The sequence below is a fragment of the Mucilaginibacter sp. cycad4 genome, from assembly GCF_034263275.1.
GTDB lineage: Bacteria > Bacteroidota > Bacteroidia > Sphingobacteriales > Sphingobacteriaceae > Mucilaginibacter.
Window position 1 is genome coordinate 2,246,767 of sequence record NZ_CP139559.1, and the last position, 19,879, is coordinate 2,266,645.

General features: G+C 44.0%; 11 protein-coding genes and 1 pseudogene. 5 read left to right on the plus strand and 7 right to left on the minus strand.

What is annotated here, in order from left to right:
* The first annotated feature begins 3 nt into the window (after positions 1-3).
* Entirely contained in the window at positions 4-2,517 is a 2,514-nt protein-coding gene (locus SNE26_RS09175) for a glycoside hydrolase family 2 TIM barrel-domain containing protein (protein WP_321559056.1), read from the plus strand.
* A gap of 31 nt (positions 2,518-2,548) precedes the next feature.
* A complete protein-coding gene (locus SNE26_RS09180) occupies positions 2,549-5,449 on the plus strand; it encodes a glycosyl hydrolase (RefSeq protein ID WP_321559057.1) in 2,901 nt (966 codons plus the stop codon).
* Between the two features lie 266 nt (positions 5,450-5,715).
* On the opposite strand, the gene SNE26_RS09185 is transcribed toward SNE26_RS09180, so the two are convergent.
* Positions 5,716-8,547 carry a TonB-dependent receptor domain-containing protein gene (locus tag SNE26_RS09185; RefSeq protein ID WP_321559058.1) on the minus strand — a complete coding sequence of 944 codons (2,832 nt, stop codon included), beginning with the start codon at positions 8,545-8,547 and terminating at the stop codon, positions 5,716-5,718.
* A gap of 492 nt (positions 8,548-9,039) precedes the next feature.
* Here SNE26_RS09185 and SNE26_RS09190 point away from each other — a divergent pair, with 492 nt between their 5' ends.
* From SNE26_RS09190 to SNE26_RS09200, 3 genes are all read left to right on the plus strand, one after another.
* Complete coding sequence (locus SNE26_RS09190) at positions 9,040-9,429, plus strand: hypothetical protein (RefSeq protein ID WP_321559059.1); 390 nt, start codon at positions 9,040-9,042, stop codon at positions 9,427-9,429.
* A gap of 41 nt (positions 9,430-9,470) precedes the next feature.
* Positions 9,471-11,783 carry a glycoside hydrolase family 3 C-terminal domain-containing protein gene (locus SNE26_RS09195; RefSeq protein WP_321559060.1) on the plus strand — a complete coding sequence of 771 codons (2,313 nt, stop codon included), beginning with the start codon at positions 9,471-9,473 and terminating at the stop codon, positions 11,781-11,783.
* 143 nt (positions 11,784-11,926) lie between these two features.
* A complete protein-coding gene (locus tag SNE26_RS09200; RefSeq protein WP_321559061.1) occupies positions 11,927-12,727 on the plus strand; it encodes an SDR family oxidoreductase in 801 nt (266 codons plus the stop codon).
* 935 nt (positions 12,728-13,662) lie between these two features.
* On the opposite strand, the pseudogene SNE26_RS29520 reads toward SNE26_RS09200, so the two are convergent.
* The 6 genes and pseudogenes from SNE26_RS29520 to SNE26_RS09225 all read right to left on the minus strand — a co-directional run.
* Positions 13,663-13,800: pseudogene (locus tag SNE26_RS29520) on the minus strand (GIY-YIG nuclease family protein); the annotation flags it as partial.
* 308 nt (positions 13,801-14,108) lie between these two features.
* Positions 14,109-15,758, minus strand: a complete 1,650-nt coding sequence (locus SNE26_RS09205) for a hypothetical protein (protein WP_321559062.1) — start codon at positions 15,756-15,758, stop codon at positions 14,109-14,111.
* Positions 15,721-16,728, minus strand: a complete 1,008-nt coding sequence (locus tag SNE26_RS09210) for a caspase family protein (protein WP_321559063.1) — start codon at positions 16,726-16,728, stop codon at positions 15,721-15,723. Before SNE26_RS09210 ends, SNE26_RS09205 begins: the two co-directional genes overlap by 38 nt.
* 6 nt (positions 16,729-16,734) lie before the next feature.
* Complete coding sequence (locus SNE26_RS09215) at positions 16,735-18,207, minus strand: alpha/beta hydrolase (RefSeq protein WP_321559064.1); 1,473 nt, start codon at positions 18,205-18,207, stop codon at positions 16,735-16,737.
* A gap of 571 nt (positions 18,208-18,778) precedes the next feature.
* The gene (locus SNE26_RS09220) at positions 18,779-19,363 is read right to left on the minus strand and encodes a hypothetical protein (RefSeq protein ID WP_321559065.1); all 585 of its coding nucleotides are present in this window, start codon (positions 19,361-19,363) and stop codon (positions 18,779-18,781) included.
* A gap of 2 nt (positions 19,364-19,365) precedes the next feature.
* Positions 19,366-19,878 carry a hypothetical protein gene (locus SNE26_RS09225; protein ID WP_321559066.1) on the minus strand — a complete coding sequence of 171 codons (513 nt, stop codon included), beginning with the start codon at positions 19,876-19,878 and terminating at the stop codon, positions 19,366-19,368.
* Position 19,879: the final 1 nt, after the last annotated feature.

A 19,879-nucleotide genomic window follows, 5' to 3' on the forward strand; every position in this document is an offset into this window, starting at 1 on the left:
CGTTTGATTTTAAAAAGGCGGGAACTAACTGCGATCACCATTGCAATTGTTTTTTCAGCAACAATTGCCCATGCGCAAGACTCCCGGGCAATTTCATTTGATTATGGGTGGCGTTTTAAGAAAGACACATTAAAAGGCATCGAAGCCGTGGGGTTCGATGATTCAGGCTGGCGGAATCTGAATTTACCGCACGACTGGAGTATCGAAGACCTTCCCGGCCAACAGCCGGGAAGTGTACAAGGGCCATTTACAAAATCATCAATTGGAAAAAGCGCCACCGGCTTTACGGAAGGGGGCACCGGTTGGTATCGGAAAACCTTTAAACTGGGCAGCCAGTACAGCGGCAAGAAAACCTTTATCGTGTTCGACGGGGTATATATGAACGCTGATATCTGGATCAATGGACATCACCTGGGTAATCATCCTTATGGTTATACCTCCTTTTCCTTTGACCTGAGCCCATATCTTCGCAGTGAAGGGTTAACGAACGTGATCGCGGTAAGAGTTCAAAATCAGGGAAAAAATAGCCGCTGGTATGCCGGATCTGGAATTTACAGGCATGTATGGCTATTGCCGGTTGATCAGGTATACACAGTGTTGTGGGGAAACTATATTACCACGCCGCAAGTCAGTAACCGGGAAGCAATAGTTAAGGTGGAAAGTACATTAGAAAACAACTCACCTGCTGACAATAATATCAGCATTAAAACAGATATCATCAACCCCTCCGGAACGGTTGTGGCAAGTAAAAAAAGTGTGCTAACATTAAAAGGCGGTAAGCAAACGACAACTACCCTTGAATTAAAGGTTACTTCACCCTTGTTATGGACTCAGGAAAAGCCGATACTATATAAGACGCGTGTTTCCGTATTAGCAGGCAGTAAAATCATCGATCAGACGGTTAACAGTTTCGGGATAAGGAGCCTTTTATTTGATGCCCAAAAAGGCCTGTTGCTGAACGGGAAGGTAATAAAATTAAAAGGAGGATGCGTTCATAGTGACCTCGGCCCCTTGGGCACAGCGAGCCTCGACCGGGCGGAAGAACGAAAGGTAGAGTTATTAAAAAAAGCAGGGTATAATGCCATCCGTTTAAGTCATAACCCACCCGCCCCAGCCTTCTTGGATGCCTGCGACCGTATGGGCATGCTGGTAATTGACGAGGCTTTTGATATGTGGGAATTATCAAAAAGCTCGCAGGATTACCACCTTTTCTTCAAAGACTGGTGGCAAAAGGATCTGCAATCAATGATGCTCAGGGACCGCAATCACCCCTCGGTAATGATGTGGAGTATCGGAAATGAAATCTATGAAGCACCGGATTCCTCAGGATACCGGAATGCGAAATTACTGAGTGATGAGGTCAGGAGGCTCGACCCCACCCGCGCGGTCACGGAAGCGTTTGTTTACCTCCCTCCATATACCAAAAAACCATTGGACGCCTATCGGCCTAACCTTGTAAACCTCGATGTAGTGGGCTACAATTACTTTTTTGAAAGCAAGTCGCCCTATTTTCAGCGTGATAGTACTACCATGCAGCGTTTCCAGGAAGATAAGAAAAAATATCCTGGGAAGCTTTTTATCCAAACGGAATATGTACCTGATGCCGCACTGGAAAACTGGGAAGTCGTCGAAAAATACCCATATATTTTAGGAGGCTTTTGCTGGACTGCCATGGACTATATCGGCGAAGCCGGTATTGGAAGGCCGCTGCTTGTTCCCGAAGCACAAAAGCTACCTAAGGGGCTGATACGCATGGGCTTGTTCTACCGTGATTCATGGCCGGTATTTACTGCAGATTGCGGGGACCTGGACCTGATTGGCAATCCTAAAGCTGCGTTATATTACAAAGATGTTGTATGGCGAAAAAGCCCAGTCGAAATGCTGGTCCACCGCCCTGTTCCGGCGGGGATGAGGGAAGTCGTGGCAGCCTGGGGCTTCCCTGACGAATTAAAAAGCTGGACATGGCCAGGTGAGGAAGGAAAAAAAATACAGGTGAATGTTTATTCAAGAAGCAAAACTGTCAAATTAGAATTGAACGGCAAAATGATCGCCAGGCAGGATATTCCGGGCGGGTCGATCACCACCACTTTTGAAATAACTTACCAGCCGGGGACACTCGTTGCCAAAAGCTACGATGGCGGCCGGGAAACAGGTACGGACACGCTTTCAACTACCGGGAAAGCCCATGCAATCAGGCTGGTACCTGATCGTTCGGTCATCAAGCGTATGCCGAATGATCTATCATTTGTCAGCGTTGAAATTATTGATGAACATGGCCAGGTAGTACCTGATGCAAGTGATTACGAGGTGCAGTTCCAGCTCTCGGGCGACGCGACAATTGCGGGTATAGGAAACGGGAACCATGCAGATATGTCAAGCTTTCAGGAATTTCATAAAAGAGCTTATCAAGGCAGGGCGCTGGCCATTATAAGGCCTAAAGGCAACAGAGGTATAGTAATACTTAAAGCTACGGCAACGGGTCTGAAAGCTGGTTTCGCTAAGATAACCATCGAATAACCATTTCCATAACTACCAATTAACTAACGAGATGAAAATTTTTAAATCCTTTACTACCTGCCTTTCATTGGCAGCCCTCCCCCTTTTTCTTACCGCCCAACAGCGCGCTGTAAAAAAGGTTGATAAAGCAACGAAATGGTTCCCAAGTTATAATTTTAATAGCAGCGTATTTCCCAAACCACCTATTTCGTTCGCTCCGTTTGCCCGCTGGTGGTGGCCGGGCAACAATGTGGACAACGCAGAATTAATACGAGAGATCAATCTTTTTGCAGACCATAATTTTGGCGGGGTCGAGATACAGGCTCTGAATTTATTTGTTCCCGGTACGAAAGAAGCTAAAGCTAAAGCATTGACATGGGACACTCCCGACTACTATGAGCATGTTAGAACGGCAATGGAAGAAGCCCGTAAAAGAGGGATGACCGTAGATATGACTGATGGAAGTGGCTGGCCTCCCGGTGGTAGCCACCTTGCTCCTGAGGATGGCTTCATGAGTTTACAATATGCATCGGCAGATGTTAAAACCGGCGACAAGCAAAAGATCCCCATTCCCGTTATAGCTGGTTCTTCGCCGGTCCCGCTTCACTTGGAAGCAGTTATTGCGGCGAAAGCTTCGGTGAAACCAGCAGACGACAAGTCCAAAACAATTTTACTGGATCCCAAATCTGTGCTTAACCTGTCCACCTTTGTTAAGGGGGATTCTCTGAATTGGAAACGGCCGGCTGGCGAATGGAAGGTCATAGCATTCTGGAGCAAACCAGCCTCCCAACGGACCATGACCGCCAGCGCGGTACAGGGACCGGTAATGAATCACCTGGATTCCAACAAGGTTTTGAAACATTACCGTCATATTTTCGGTGAAAGAACGGGTTTGGGCCCATATTTCGGTAACCCGATGCGAGCTGTTTTTGACGACAGTTATGAATTTGCCGTAGACCGTCATTTTACTACCGGGTTTATCAGTTATTTTAAAAAGCACCGAGGATATGATATTACACCATGGTTACCCGCTGAGATGCAAAGGGGGTATAATTACGTTTCTTACATGCGGCCAAACACAGATCCTGATTTTTCTTTTTCAAAAGAGGACTGGCGCCTTAAATATGATTATGACCTGACGGTAAGTGAATTGCTTGGCGAGCAATTTCTGACTGCCACTCGAAAATGGCTTGAACCCCGTGGGCTGCTCCACCGCACGCAAGCCTACGGACTGAATATGGATATGATTGCACAGGCCGGCCTCGCCTCGATACCAGAAACGGAAAGTATGCTCGCCCAGGAAGCGAATCTTAAAATCATGACATCCGGCGGGCATCTCTACAACCGGCCGGTTGAATCTGCCGAGTCAGTTGTTTTCAATGGCCGGGCATACACCAATACGCCTCAAAAAATTAAGATCGCGGTGGATAAACTGTTTGCCGCCGGCGTAAATCAAATCATTTATCATGGCGTACCTTACCGTTACACACCGGATGAGCTGGGCCCTGAAGGCTGGTATCCTTTCTCCACACCAGTTGTAGCAGCTGTAAATTTTTCGTCAAACTTAGGGGAGGGTAATATATTCTGGAAATATCAAAAAACTATAAACGATTACGTCAACAGGAACCAATACGCACTACGTTCTGGTAAACCCAAAGCAGATGTGCTTATTTATTTCCCATTTATGGATGTGGACGGTATGCCCGATAACCCCGAGGAGATCCTGACGAAAGGAAAACTTGACGGCATCGAAGGCCCTTTGCCTCCTACTAAAGAAATTAAGAATGAAGCGAAGGAACTGTGGGCAAAAAAAGTATACCCGGTTATCAATCAACTGGAGGCAAACGGTATTACCTGGGAATGGGTAAACGATCTCTCTATACTTGATGCGAAACTGGATATAAAAAAGCAAATCAATATCCGCGGTAATAGCTATCAGGCCCTCGTCCTGGCAAATGATTCCATTATCCAGTTGCCGACTGCACAAAAAATAAATCAGCTGGCTAAAGCAGGTATGAATCTGATCGCTACGGGAACCCTCCCTTACATGCAGCCATCATATTTAAATTGGAAATCAAACGATCTCCAAACGAAAAAAGCGATTGTTGCTGCATTAAAACAAAAAACCGGCAGATATATTAGTGACCAGCATGATTTGACTACCTGGATAAAAGGACTACATCAGGACGTTTTATTCAACGGTGAGTACCACTTTACAAGACAGGTTCAACGAAAAATGGATAATGGTAATATGCTCCGCTTCATCTGGAACAAAAGTGACCAATGGCAAACGTTATCCCTGACACTTGGCAAAGGCTATAAATCAAGCTGCTGGCTGGATGCCGAAAATGGCGCGATTATCAAAAACCGGGGGCAGGTGGTTACTTACTATATGGCACCATATGCATCCGTGATCCTGTATGCATCGGTTCAAATTAAAGATCAACAAGGCATCGTTGGAACAATGGTAGCCACAGAGGTTGATCAGAACGCAAAAGAAACCCTTGCGCTCGTAAAATGGGATTTAAATGCAGACAATGTGTCTCTTAAAAACAGTCCCTTATTCGACTGGAAAACTAATGATCAGCTTAAATTTGTGTCTGGCGAAGGAATTTATACTACCTCATTCCAATGGGAAAAAACACAGCATAATACTCATTATTTCCTTGATTTAGGCAAGGTATATTTCACGGCAGAAGTCTACGTGAACGGTAAAACTGCAGGCAAAAGAATTTTTGCGCCCTATCAATTGGAAATCACCCCATTTTTGGTAAAAGGGTTTAACAAAATTGAAGTACGCGTCACAACCGGCCAATTGAACGGGTTTATCGGCAAAGCGAACCAAGGAGATGCACACTATAAACAATTTAAAGGAAAAGAAGATCAACTTATGTCGGCGGGCCTTGTCGGGCCGATATTCATCAAAGAAACGACACTTGTAAACCAACAATAGGTAGCTGAATTTTCTTTAGTGCCAATAAAATAGGAGACAAACGATTCACAATTTCTAATTGATGAAAAAAATGAGCTTTTTTTCCGTGATATAAGATGCCTACTTCCCCGACCATCCGCTTCAATGAATCACCTGTCGGCAATTAAAAAAAGCACGTGGTGGAGCAAATAAAGAAAATGCTAAGGGGCTGGTAATTAAAGCTGTATATTTCCGCATTAAAGACAAAGGGCTGCACCAAGCAGCCCTTTGTCTTTAAATAAAACTTATTAAAACTTGTAGGTTAATGTGAGGTAATATGCCCTTGGCTGGATTCCGACTGCAGAAGCGATCCTATTGGCTTTTTTATCAGCCTCATATTGCTCCCTGGTGTAATTTGCCGCGGTAAGCAAAGTGAAAAAGTCTCCTGGCCGGTTAAAGGCCGCAATACCGTATGTGTTTAACAGGTTATTGACGTTAAAGCCCAATTGCAGTTTTTTATTAAAATCATAACCTGTACCTAAATTGAATTGACTGTAACCGGGTATTTTGAAGGTATTGCTAACGCCAAATTGCCTTTGACCTAAATATTGCCAGCTCAGAAACGAATAAAATCTACCGGCATTATAAGCAGGGGTCACGTTGACAATAATATTAGGGCTATTATCCTGCTTGTTACCAGAGTAACTGATCAATTGGTCATCTGCCGGCCCATTTGCGTTAGGCACCCAAGTCGTGTAATGCGTTGCTTTGGAATTTTGGAATGTCGCAACCGCCCTGACATTAAAGTTTTTGGTAAAATCGATCTTGGATTCCAGTTCTAAACCGAACGTTCTAACAGACTCATATTGCACTGGCGGATTATAATTCGTCATGTTATCTGCATTTACGAATAACTGGATATTTGGCACATGGCTTAAGTTACTGTAGAATGGTGTTATAAATAAACCGTAATTCCGGTCACTGATTTTCAAACCTATTTCCGCCTGGATAATTTTCTGCGCTTGTACCGACAAGTTGCTCGAAGTAAAAGGGGTATTGGCTGCAAAATAAACTGTTAGGTCAGGCGCTTTGCGACCCGACGAAAACCTGCTGTATACAGACATGTGACTTGATAGTTCATAATTTAGTCCAGCCGAATAGGAAAAAGTATTTACTGTCTTATTGAAATCATAATGGGTCCCCGGAGAACCTCCATAATTATCATAAACGGTCAACGGATTATTATCTGCACCACCATAAGTCGGATCCGCCGATTTTGGATTTACGATTGAGGAACCCGCAAAACCATTAATATGCAGAGTTTCAAAACGTACACCATAGTCGAGGTTCAGATTTGGCAATATTTGCCAGTTATGACCAAGGAAGAATGCAAGCTGATTCTGCGTAGCTTTATTTTCGGTGAAGCCGCCCCCGCCTTGTTGAAATACGTTTTCAGGGCTTGTTAGCTGATAGACCTGTCCGGCAGGGCTGGTCAAGGTAACGGATACAGGATGCGGTTGGTTTACCATTGTCCCCAATCCGAATCCCGCTGTACCGCTATAAGCATGCACATCGCTGTGTGCATAAAAACCACCAAATGTAAAACTCATATTTTTGAGCGTTTTGGTTAAAGAGGCCTGGTCAATAATTTCCTTTGAACGGTTCAGGTTTACAAAGAAGGGCTGAATAAACAATGAATTTTGCTGAATATTGCCCCCGGGGAAGTTACTGTTCGAAACAGTATAATCGAACCCCGACTGCGAGGTTACGTTTCCAAGTTTGGCACCGGTTACGGCGTCCGTAAATGAATAAGTCCCTTGCCTGCCAAGCAGGCCTAACGCCGCATAGGTAATCAGGTTGTCCATCGCCAATGGGCTTACGAGCGTAGTGGTATTCCAATCCGCCGTTTTATAGCTGTACTTAATTGCGTTATTGAATGTTAAACTACTGTCGAGATGTTGTATAAGTGTTACACCTATCGTCCTGTCAATTGAATGAATCAGGTTTTCAGGGTTGAAAAATTTAGTCTGTCCCTCGAACTGATAGGGCGATTTAAAAGCTCTCGGATCTTCGGATGACCGTGGCGTGAAGCCTGGGGCTGGTTTATAATCAAGTGTTGTCGGGGTGTACTGATAAAATCCATTGTGGTCGTTCAGATATTTCAGGTAAAACTTGATTGATCCGGTCTTATATTTTTTCAGGATGTTTCCTTTTACCTGCCCCCCCTTGTTAAATGCATATCCGGGATCTTTCGCACCGATCGCATACCTGTAAAAGCCCCCCAGGTTGTAAGTTAAGGAACCATCACTATTCAAAGGACCTCCCAGATCAAGATCACCTCTGTAAAAGGGATTGTGCCCATCTCCTTCCAAGCCGTACTTCGCCCTGAATTCCCCGCTAAATTTACTTCCCCCTGTTTTGGAAATGTAATTGAATATCCCTCCAGGAGCATTGTTCCCAAGTATAGACGAGGTCCCTCCACGTACAGCCTCCAGCTTGCCTAAAGTAGCATCTGGCCTTAAGAAATAATCTGGCCCCCAGTTACCGAAGGTGACATTTGATACCGGCAAGCCATCTTCCTGCAAAGAAACATAATAATAACCTGCCCCCCCATCACTTGTCCCGGAAACACCACGGGAATATACCGAGTTTCTAATCTCGCCGATTGCGCTGGTGACATATACCCCGGGTATATTTTTCAGCAGATCAGCGGCGCTTAGAGGTGCCTGCTTGGAGATTTGTGCAGCGTTCAGCGTGGAGATAGCAATTGAGGAGCTTAACGCAGTCCTTTTGTCGAAAACCCCGGTTACGATAACTTCCCCAAGATCAGCGCTGCTTGGGAGTAAAGAAATATCGATGGTTTTTCTTCCGCCGACAACGACTTCTTTGATCGTGTATCCTACAAAACGAAAGATAAGGGTGCTCTCTGCGCCAACTGAGATTGAATACTTCCCATCAGTGTCCGTTGTTGTCCCTCTTCCAGGTTGTTTGGTTGTTACAGTCACGCCAGGTAGCGGTACCCCCTTTTCGTCTTTTACAATACCAAACACTTTAATTGTCTGGGCAACGGAATCCAGTGAAACAAAGAGCAATAATGAAAAAAGAATGCCAAATGATAATTTTTTGTAAAAACTTCGCATAAAATTAAGTTATGAGGTAAATGCCTCAGGTTAATAAGATAATTGGCTCTTGTCCTATAGATCGACAAGGAAATCAAAGCTATCCGAATCATTTTAGAAAAGCCTCCCCGACCTACCTTTACCTTCCCGAACCTTCCCGATTAAATGTTTTATTAACAATAAAAACCAGACGTGTCATTCCGCTGTCAAAAACAGACCAGCATTAATACAGAAAACTATTTTCTGTGCGCCTAAGTCATTTGATAATCTATTTACAGACAGAGAATATGACCATAAATACCTATTGTACAGCAACATAATAAAAAAACCGATAAGCCAACCGTCGAAACGGAGGTTTTTTCCGAACCTAAATAGGAATTTTGAAAAATACATTACGTAAAAACAACGGATTAATATTTGGATATTCCATTTTTGTTATTTACTTTTATTCCGTCCATTATACGGAATAAAAATTCATTAAATTAAAAATCAATTGCTAACCATTAAAAAATCATGAAAAAGCTAAGCTTAATTTTCACAACAGTTGTATTCATCTTTTTATGTGCAGGTGCCAAAGCACAAACCAATGCCGATTATTTTGCAGGCAAATGGAAAGTTACAGTAACCGGAACACCACAGGGTGACTCAAAGATGGATTTCGTATTCGAAAAAAAAGACGGAAAATTGACCGGTACTCTAAGAGATTCAACCGATAAGGAAATTTCAAAAATTACACAGATCGACGAAAAAGATAAAACTATAACTGCCTATTTCAATACGCAGGGTTATGATGTTACACTTGAACTTACACCGGTAGACGCCGACAACGCCAAAGGCAATATAATGGGCATGTTTGATGCAAAGGCCATCCGTATTAAGGATGAAAAGAAAGAAAACAAATAATCAGAACGACAACAGCCCTATTCAATTCACAATTATAAGACATGAAATTCCAATCCTTCCTGTTTATTCTACAGATTGTTGGCCTGCTCACAATTGGAACTTCCCAAGCCCAGCAGAAATTACCACAACTGGGGAAAAACCCGGTAAAAGATATTGTTAAATCAATGACACTTGAAGAGAAAGCAAGGTTGGTGATTGGAACCGGAATGCGGTTCGGAAGCGGCGGGCCAATCATCGGCGAAGCTGATGGCCGCGTACCGGGCGCTGCCGGAAATTCCATCAATATCGATAGGTTCGGTATCCCGGGCGCTGTTTATGCAGACGGTCCTGCAGGCATACGCATTGAACCATATCGCAATAGAGACAGTACTAAAACATTTTTCGCAACTGCCTGGCCTGTCGGCACCCTACTGGCTTCTTCCTGGGATACAGTATTAATCAGGCGGGTTGGCGCGGCTTTCGGCAACGAAGTAAAAGAGTATGGAACCGATGTTATATTGGCACCCGGGATGAACATCCAAAGGGATCCCCTTAACGGCCGAAATTTCGAATACTTCTCTGAAGACCCTTACCTATCCGGTTTTATGGCTGCTTCAATTGTAAATGGTATACAGTCAAACGGTGTGGGAACCTCCATTAAACATTTTGCGGCAAATAACCAGGAAACAAACCGCAATACGATCAATGCAATTATCAGTGAACGTGCCCTCAGGGAAATTTATCTGCGGGGATTTGAAATAGCCGTCAAAAACTCCCAACCATGGACAGTAATGAGCTCGTACAACAAGATCAACGGTGTCTATACTTCTGAGAGTAATGATCTGCTCACAAAAATTCTTCGTGGCGAATGGGGGTTTCATGGCTTCGTAATGACGGATTGGTATGGCGGCAGAGATAAAGTAGCTCAGGTAATGGCGGGTAACGACCTGATCATGCCAGGTTCAAGTACGCAGTTGGCTCAGATCCTTGCTGCTGCCCAAAATGGCTCGCTTGACATCAAAGTTTTAGACCGCAACGTCGAACATATCCTGAATATTATCCTAAAAATGCCGACTTTCCTAAAATACCGGTATTCCAATACACCCAATCTAAAAGCCCATGCATTATTGGCAATGAATGCCGCTGCCGAGAGCATGGTGCTCCTAAAAAACAACCAAAATACACTGCCATTAGGAAAAAACATAAAAGTAGCCCTTTTCGGTAATACTTCTTTTGAAACGGTCATTGGTGGCACCGGAAGTGGACAGGTAAATGTGCGTTATAGTGTTCCAATCGCGGAAGGACTTGCAAATGCAGGCTACCAGGTAAATAAGGAGTTGTGGCAAAAATATACGGCCCACCTTCAACAGGACAAATTGGACCATCCACAACACCAAAAATTAACGCTTGGAACACCACACATGGCCGCCGAATGGAATCCTGCAGATATAGTCAATAAATGTGCTGAAGATGCAGACGTTGCAATTTTCAGCATCGGCAGAAATGCCGGTGAAGGCGCTGACAGGGTAGTCAAAGGCAATTTTAATTTGTCGCCAATTGAGGAGGATATAATAAAAAACATCAGTGAAGCATTTCACGCGAAAGGCAAAAAGCTTATTGTAATCCTGAATATCGGTGGAGTGATTGAAACTGGTTCCTGGGAAAAAAATGCCGATGCCATTTTATTGACCTGGCAGCCAGGTATTGAAGCGGGAAACGCAGTCGCGGATATCCTTGGCGGGGCTGTGAATCCTTCGGGCAAACTGGCAACAACCTTTCCGGTCAAATACGAAGATTGTCCTTCGTCAAAAACTTTCCCCGGGTCGCCCGCAAATAAACCAACAGAAGCGATCTACAACGAAGGTATTTACGTCGGTTACCGTTATTTTCATTCCTTTGGCGTAAAGCCAGCCTTTCCATTTGGCTTTGGGTTAAGTTATACCAAATTCAACTATAGCAATTTAAAAGTTGGATCAGTAAAGTTCGACAAGAAGCTTTCCGTTAGTGTCAATATCACCAACGTTGGCTCGAAGGCCGGTAAAGAAATTGTTCAACTTTACCTGAGCGCCCCACAAGGCACGCTTGACAAACCCCTGGAGGAGTTAAAAGGCTTTTCGAAAACAAGACTGCTCGAGCCAGGAGAAACACAAACACTTACATTTACGATTCGACCAAAAGATCTGGCGTCATTTAACACCGCTTTATCGGCCTGGGTGGCGGATGCAGGAAAATACATCGTTAGAATCGGTGCTTCGAGTGAAGATATTAAACTCAACAAGGAATTTAAACTGGTCAAATCTGTGGTCGTCGAGAAAGTTCAGCATGTTTTGGTTCCGCAAGTATCCATAACAGAATTAAAAATGGATTCGAAATAAATTTCCATACAAAGAAATATTGACCCTTTAAAAAAGGCAATGCAAACACATTACGTAGTCAAGACGGGTGTTTTGCATTGCTTTCAACATCATCCCTGCGCCAGCTTTCTCCTCGATAAAAGAACAACCCAACATTATAAATCATGAAAGTAAAAGATAAAACCATAATTGTTACCGGTGCCGGCAGCGGCCTGGGTAGGGCTTTAGTGATAATCTTGCTTAACAGGGGGGCCAAGGTAATTGCGTTGGACATTAATGCCGCCAGTTTAAAAGAAACGGTTGTACACAGCCAACATAGCAGTGATGTCATATTCACTTATCAATTAGACATTGCGGATAAAGAAGCTGTAGAACAAACTGCAAAAATCATCTTGTCAAAACACAAGCATGTGGATGGATTAATTAACAATGCGGGCATCATACAGCCATTCGTCAAATTCAATGACGTTAGCTATGAAACCATTGAACGAGTGTTTAAGATCAATTTATTCGGCACGATTTACCTAACCAAGGCATTTCTACCTCATTTAATAACGCAACAGCAGGCGCATATTATCAATATTGCCAGTATGGGTGGCTTCCTTCCCGTACCCGGTCAAACAATATACTGTGCGGCCAAAGCAGGCGTTAAATTATTGACAGAGGGGCTGATCTCTGAACTTACAGAAAGTAATATTGAGGTTACGATTGTTTTTCCCGGCGCCATGAATACCAATATTATGGCCAATTCAGGTTTAAAACAGCCAACTTCAGAACCAGATAAAAAACAGCCGAAAACAATGACACCTGCAATGGCGGCAATCCAGATTATCAATGCGATGGAGGCAGGCAAAACACGTGTTTTCGTTGGTTCGGATTCGAGATTTATGGACTGGCTCTATAGGATCTCACCACGTTTTGCCGCGCAAATGATCTACAAAAAAATGAGATCAAAATTGAATTAATACAATTTTATTGTCCCACGCTTCCACTCGTTCGAAGCAGTAGTAGAAATCCTGGGCTTCGGCAGGCAGCCGGATTGTTATTTATAAATTCGCAATACCTGCGCGTTCAGAAGTGGCTTTGAATTACGCAACTAAAAAACTTTGCTAAATCAATATTTTGGATAGCCAGAATTAAATACCCATCCTATAAAAGAATAACCGAGAATACTTGCAGGGGATATCTTCCTTAAAGATCAGAGTACCGTTACAGCTAGCATTTGATCCTGGAAGGTCTCGCAGATAATGAAAAAGCATTGTAAAATTCAACGAATTTATGTGTATCATCTCTGTCTTTTGATCCCATATACAGGTAAAATTTTCAGGGACAACGAAACCATCTTCTTTCGCAAATCCCTGGGCGTATCACTTAATGCCAGCATAAATGCGCCCAATCCGGTGTCAGTGGTTGCCTGTATTTGGTCTGTGGTAAACAATAACCAAACTGGAAGAACAATCCCAATAGTTGTTCGCAGTCCTTCGTAAAAGCTCTCACTTTTGAAAAAAGCAACACTAACTTGCAACGGCCCAAGGCGCAAAGATTTCATATTTACTTTAATGCGAAACAAATACCATGCATAGTATTTGTTTCGCAAAACTGTTTATTTATGTTGACAAAATCATTCTCCTTTTTTTAAATTTAGATATCTTTCATTTTAGAGCTAAATAAGTTCTCAAAAACTGAAAATCGGAAGGCCTTCAGTCTGACGTGAATGACATTAGATGTTATAAAGACTGGTGTGTCATCACTCGAATTCCGACTTGTGATATGTTCGATTAGACTGAGTAACTCTTCGGCTCATATTTTCATTAAGGGACATTAATATATCCCCCTATGCATTTTAAGAGTTTTTTTGCCGGAGGCTTTCCCTGTGATTGGTTCCTACTATCCCCTGCTTTCAGGCATCTTTATTGATCTTTTCTATCACCGTTTGTATGGTCTCGCAAATCGATTCCATGTCCAGATTAAAAAACTCTCTTCGAGGGTCAACCCTGTATTTTGCGAGGATTTCGTGAATTTCCGCTTCTGCTTGTTTACAGTCATTCCGCCGAAATCAAGTGGTCAATATCAGCGGTATATCCATATATTAACGAAAAGATGAAAGAATTGAACCGGCATACACCCGGCCAGGATTATGACCATATTGCGATCGGAACCGGTTTCGACGGTCTGGCAACCAACCCCAAAAGACCTGTTCCTGAACCATCAGCTCAACGCTTTATATGATGACATGAAAAATGACCCCGAATTATGGAGGGGCGTATCAAAAAGATCACCAGCCTGAATGCCAAACGCTTGTTACAGGATGATTGGGATGGCCTTGATCATGCCCCGATAGCCTAATCAACCGGCTGCCGGCGGCAGGTAGGTCCCCGTCAGGCGGGCAACTTTATCGAGGTTCTGCCCGCTGAAGGTTTGAGACAACTCCGATTCCTGCTGTACAGATAGATAAGCCCTGATCTTGTCACTTTCGCGCGACAGTTTTTGAGCAGTATCCATTAGCATGTTTGGGGTTACCTGGAGCTGCGCCGCCAGCTGTGGCAGATTAACTGGATTTAACCCTTCATTATTTTGTAAAGCATAAACAAGGCTGTTGGCTACCCAGGAATTCAAGATCGCTGGTTTACGGGGCTTTCCTGGTGCTGCACGTTTCGCAGGAGCCGGAACGCCGGACGGTATCTCGTAATCCAGATCTGGATCAGGGACGCTCTCCAACAGGACATCTAACTTGCGGGCACGAATAACTTCCTTTTCATATAGCTCTTTAGGCTTACCCAGCGGCTTATATGAGGTCCATACCAGGTCATGGAACAATTTCTCAATACACTTTTCAGCTATACTGCCTGCTTGTACACCTGGATAAAAACGGGTTCCCTGCTGGCGAAGCACTAATGAAAACCCGGGAGCAAACATAGCAGGGGTACGTAGCGCAACAGGTATTCTTACGGGAGCATTGGAATGCGCAGCGGCCAACGCATTGAGCGCAGAGACATCCGGGGTTTCCGCGCCCAAAAGCTGGTTGAGATTACGGACAACAGTGGCAAAAAACTGCTCCTGCCCGCTTCCACGACTTTTGAAATAAGAATAGGCAGCAACCAGCCCGAGAAAGGGGTTCTCAAATTTCCCGTAAGCTAGATTGGATAGCATATCCTTAGGCAGGTAGTAAATACCATTCGCAAATTTGCGCAATACGCCCTCCAGTAAGGTCAACTCTTCCTGTATGCGGAAACCTAAACGCTCCCGGTGATCCAGTTTAGCCAATGAAAAGATCAATGAAGTAAACACCGGGCCATTTCGAAAGGTCATAAAACCTTGCGTCTGCCAACCCTCAAAAACATGTATGGGCATTTCCCTTGCTGGTTGCCCCTGCCGTTCCTGCCAAAGTTTCTCAGCTTTACGGCCTTCATAATATAAATAGTAAATACCCGGTTTCAGGCTTGCATGGAAACCGGTCCAGCCAAACCTATCCAGTTCTTCCCGAACGTAATTTTCTGTAAAATCACAGATGATCCGCCGATCGGCGTCCAGTAATTTGAAGTGATCTGTCAGGCGTTGGCCGGGTAAATAAAAATTACTGAATGTCGGTTCATCCGGATATCGAAAAAAAAGAAACAAAGCCCCGTTACCTTTTTCCGCGGGCAAGTCTGCCGTTGGTTCCCGGCTTATGGTTTCTGCATCGAGGCTGTAATATTCATGCGTCGTATTAAATCCGGCTGCCAGCGTTGCTGACGCTGTCTGGGGCGTGGGGATATTTTCATAGCGGTCCTGGTCTAATACGATATATTGCTCGGTATAGGCTTCGTTCAGCTTAAGCGTCAGTTTATACAGACCTTTAGAAGTCTCACAGGTGATCGAAGCATAATCGTCGGCAATGACCTGCATACGACCATCGTACAGCGTAAGGCGTGCAAATTCCGCCATAGGACCGCTCGCGAAAGCAGAAAGCGTAAAGCGCTCAATTGGCGCTGAAGCGGAAAGTGTTTGCGTTGCCATCGATGAGGAAAAGTTGTTTAACGTTAGTTTGCGTATTTTCTATACAATAAAGGCCGGGCAGCAGCGGTATAGGCCCTTCTTCTGCTCCCGCGGTTACCGTCCATGCGGCTATCGGGGAAAGGTCTGGCCCCAACAGGCGAAAATCCCCGGCGGTTGCAAAACTGACCGTTGCCGCCACACCTGGCTTCGACTGTACGCCGCATATCACCAGTTCCTCCAATGGTCTGCCACCGTCGTTGATCACAGTTTGGATAATCTGGACGCGGTTATTGGCGCGTGCCAGTTCCTCGGTACGCCTCCGGCAGTAATCGATCAGGTTTTTTGCTGTAACGGTATTATTGCTGTCGGCAGCCGCTCCGCCCAGGCCTTCAACCAGCGAACGTGAAAAAAAACCGCGTACCAGCGAATTATCGGCCCCGCCAACCGGCGCTTCACCTGCTGTATTTTCAAAGGGCGTCGCGTAAATCACTATGCTGGCAACATCGCCGCCACGGGGACGGATCGCGTTGAGCCGGGTGTTGGAGGGTACCACGTTGATCTCGCGTGAGCGACAGCAATCCATAAAGAAATAAATCTCCGGAAACAAGGAAGATTCAACTAGGTAATTCAGATATCCTTTGGAAGAAAGCGCATAATTGCGCTGTATCTGGCTCCATTTTGGTAAACACAATCCGTTCAGGTCCCAGGTCACCCCCATGCCGTGACCAGCGAAAAAGAAATAAAAGCGCCGGAAAGTAATGTCCTGTGTTACAATCGCTGCCAGTGCGTCATCAATATCATCCTGTAGCGGGCGCGCCGGGTTACGGGTATTGGGAATCAGGTAGCAGTTACGTACAGGTACATCTCCACCCTGAGCGTCCAGCAACCAGTAATGAAACTGATTGGCATCATTAATCGGCCCCTGCAAAGCCGGTAAGCTAAGGTACTCGTCAACCCCTATAACTATTGCAAAATCACCGATATTGGGCATGGTCAATTAGTGCTCTAGTAAATAAGTGATACTACCAATAGCAAGTGCGGCCGGGTCTGCGAAACCACCGTGGTGCTCCGCTATACACTGCAGGCCGCGGGCTGCCCCATCTATTGTTTTTGCAAAGATGGTACGGTTGGTACTATCGGCCATGTAATCCCGGACAGCTTTTAATATATCATCCTGATCATAAGGCGCCGTTCCGCTCAGGTAGCGCTGCATACCAAGGATATAAGCGTCATACTCATTGGGTTCGAGAATGCCGGAAATAAGGTACAGCAGAGAATGTGTATAGACGTATTTGACGCAGAAATCCAGGCACTCATAATGATCGTCCATGGTGAACATACGGAAACGGCCGATGTCCGCGCCGCTTTTGATCACCTTTTCATAAAAAAGATCGGAACGGCAGGCCGGGGCCATAAAGACCGTATTGCGGATCCTGGCATTGATGCCGAGCTGATTGAAGGCCTCTATAAAATGACAAATAACAATGGCTCCGGCAGAATGACCTACCAAATCAATCGTAATCCCCTGATGTGTATCGGCAAATATTTTTAGCTGTTTTAAAAGGTAACCGCCTGCGTGCTGAGCAAGCGGGTCTGCAACGGAGGAATCCGTCTTCCACATTTCTTCTGCTTTATTTTTCATATCACTCCAGAGCCAGGTGCCGAAATCGGCGAGGTATACTTCCCGCAGGATCTCTTCAACTATGGTAGGATAGAAATTATGATCACGTTTAGCGATAAAGCGTTTAATAACCTTGAAAATGATGGTCACTGCTGCTTTGATCAGGCCCGCGATAGACAAAATACCACGACTACCCGCGTCAGGAACATTGACGAGCTGATCCTTTTTGATCATGGCAAGCGAGTGGTCATCAAGCTGGTTAAGAGGGTTATTCTGAAAATAAGGGTCGGCCAGCAGCTCTTGTTCAATATCAACTTCGATCTCATCACTCAACAAACGATCGCTTCCGCTGATGACGTTTACAGAACGGCTACCGGTTTGCACAACATAATTCTGGAAAGGCGCCTCGTTTTGCAATTCGCGCTGAATATCATCATAGCTGAGCGTGCCCACGCCGCGGGAGCCGGCAATTGACGGCAACTCGATACCGAGTTTGCTGCCGGCAACCTTGATCACCTTTTCCAGTATCTTTTTAAAAAAAGTTGTTCCCCAGATCGATCCCAGGTTCTGTTCAATCGTTTCGAAAAAGCCTGTTTCCCAAATAAAGGAAACAGGATGCACATCAGCCGCTGTCAGTAAAGGGGTAACGATTTCCGCGGTATTCATCCCGTTGTGCTCGTTGACGAGACCGCCATGAAAATACAGCAAAATGTGTTTTTGATTATCGCCCAGCTGGTTAAAGATCGCATCTACATCCTGAGGAGTAGTATTATACGCTGCAATACTGGATGGTTTGAAGGTGCCGCCGGGGCCGACATTGATGTAATTAAATTTTGAAAGTTCAGGCATTTAGTGTGTAGCTTTAGGTGGATCGAATATATTGAAAATATGACATATCTCCAAAAACAAACTGATTATAAACAGTGTCAAATCACTCACCAACGGCGCTTCATCCGGAGATGACCCAAGCCAAGAAATGGGCATTTTCAGAATAGCTCGTTCAAATAATGTCAGAAGCCCAAACAATTCGGAGATTAAAACGACCTGTTCATTTATCTTTGCTTTCAAACCTTCTGAAAGATCGGCGATCTCTGGTTTCCGCCCCGCGATTTCAATTAAAAATTCCTTAACCTCTAAAACTGCTTAAATCACCTGTAAAACACCCTCCAGGTGTTCTAATAGATGCCCGTTCATACTGCAAAAAAGAGAATCTTTCCAACCTATCAAATTATCTCTTAATTACCAGTGAAAATCGAAGTGTCAATAGTTATCGTATTTTAAGTTTATTATCTGACTTTAAAGCCACAATTTTCTTTACATCTTCAATACCCTTTCTCTTACCCGAATTTCGGGAACTTTTTCAGTGCCCTCATACCGATCACGGCTCTTTTTATAAGATTACAGAGAAGCAAGAATGGGATTAACGCCTGACCGGAACAGTTCGTTGGGTGGGTTTAACAGCGGATTGGTAAACACCCTCATTATTCAACCTATTTTTCAATTCTTGTTGTAACTTGAGGACGTTATTTTCGAGTTCGATGATGCGTTCATGTTGCTTTTTATTGTTCTTCTGAAACTCCTTTACATTAGATTCAAATTGATTGGGCATCATGTATGGGAAGGCTAGCGAAAATATAGTAAGTCCAAGACCAATAAAGATTGAAACACGCGCTACAAAAAGATTATGCTTGTTATATGAATAGCTAAGTTCATAAGACAACTGTGTTAAATAAATAAATTGTATCCGGTTAATTAGGACGTTTAGCCAGTTTACGTACTTTGCTCGGTGTCCTGCTACATCTTCGATCAATGCTTCTTTCGATATCTCACTATAAAGCCCTGTAAATATCGATAACCACTGTTGAAACTTGTTAATATAATCCTCAATTTCCGCTCTTTTTAATTTCCGTCCCAATGTCGTATATTCAGTTTCAAAGAGCTTAAAATCACTGTTCTTTTGAGTAAAAACCTCTGCTAGGTCGTTGAAATTTGACGTTGTTGCCATAATTATAAGTTCGAAACATCTAATGGCCTATCATCTGAAAATTTTGTCTTAAGTAATTTTTTCACCAACATTCTTATCTCTTCGGCAAACTCGTCATCCAATGTCTCTTCCTTTAAAATAGATTCCATAATGTTATTGCCTTGTTGATCTTTAGTATAGGAATTAATTTTGTTAATCGTTTTATTGCTATCTATACCCGTTACAAATAAAATATGACTTGCGCGTATAAAATCTCGCGTAAAGCTCAGCCCATTGCAAGCATCTTCTCCTTCTAATAATTGGTAATCCATAATATAAAGATCCGGGAGCACATTACTTATAATATCGGTAATTGCAGCGATAGCCTTTTTCTTAACGCTTGTACTATTTCCATTACTGTACATTTTAGAAAGCAACGAGCGAAATTTTTTAAACTCGCTTTCGTCTGACGGGAAAACACTGTGCTCGGTCATCAATATGCTGGAAAAGAACCGGTAATGGCTGATGTTGTCCTCAATAATCATAATATTGGCCATA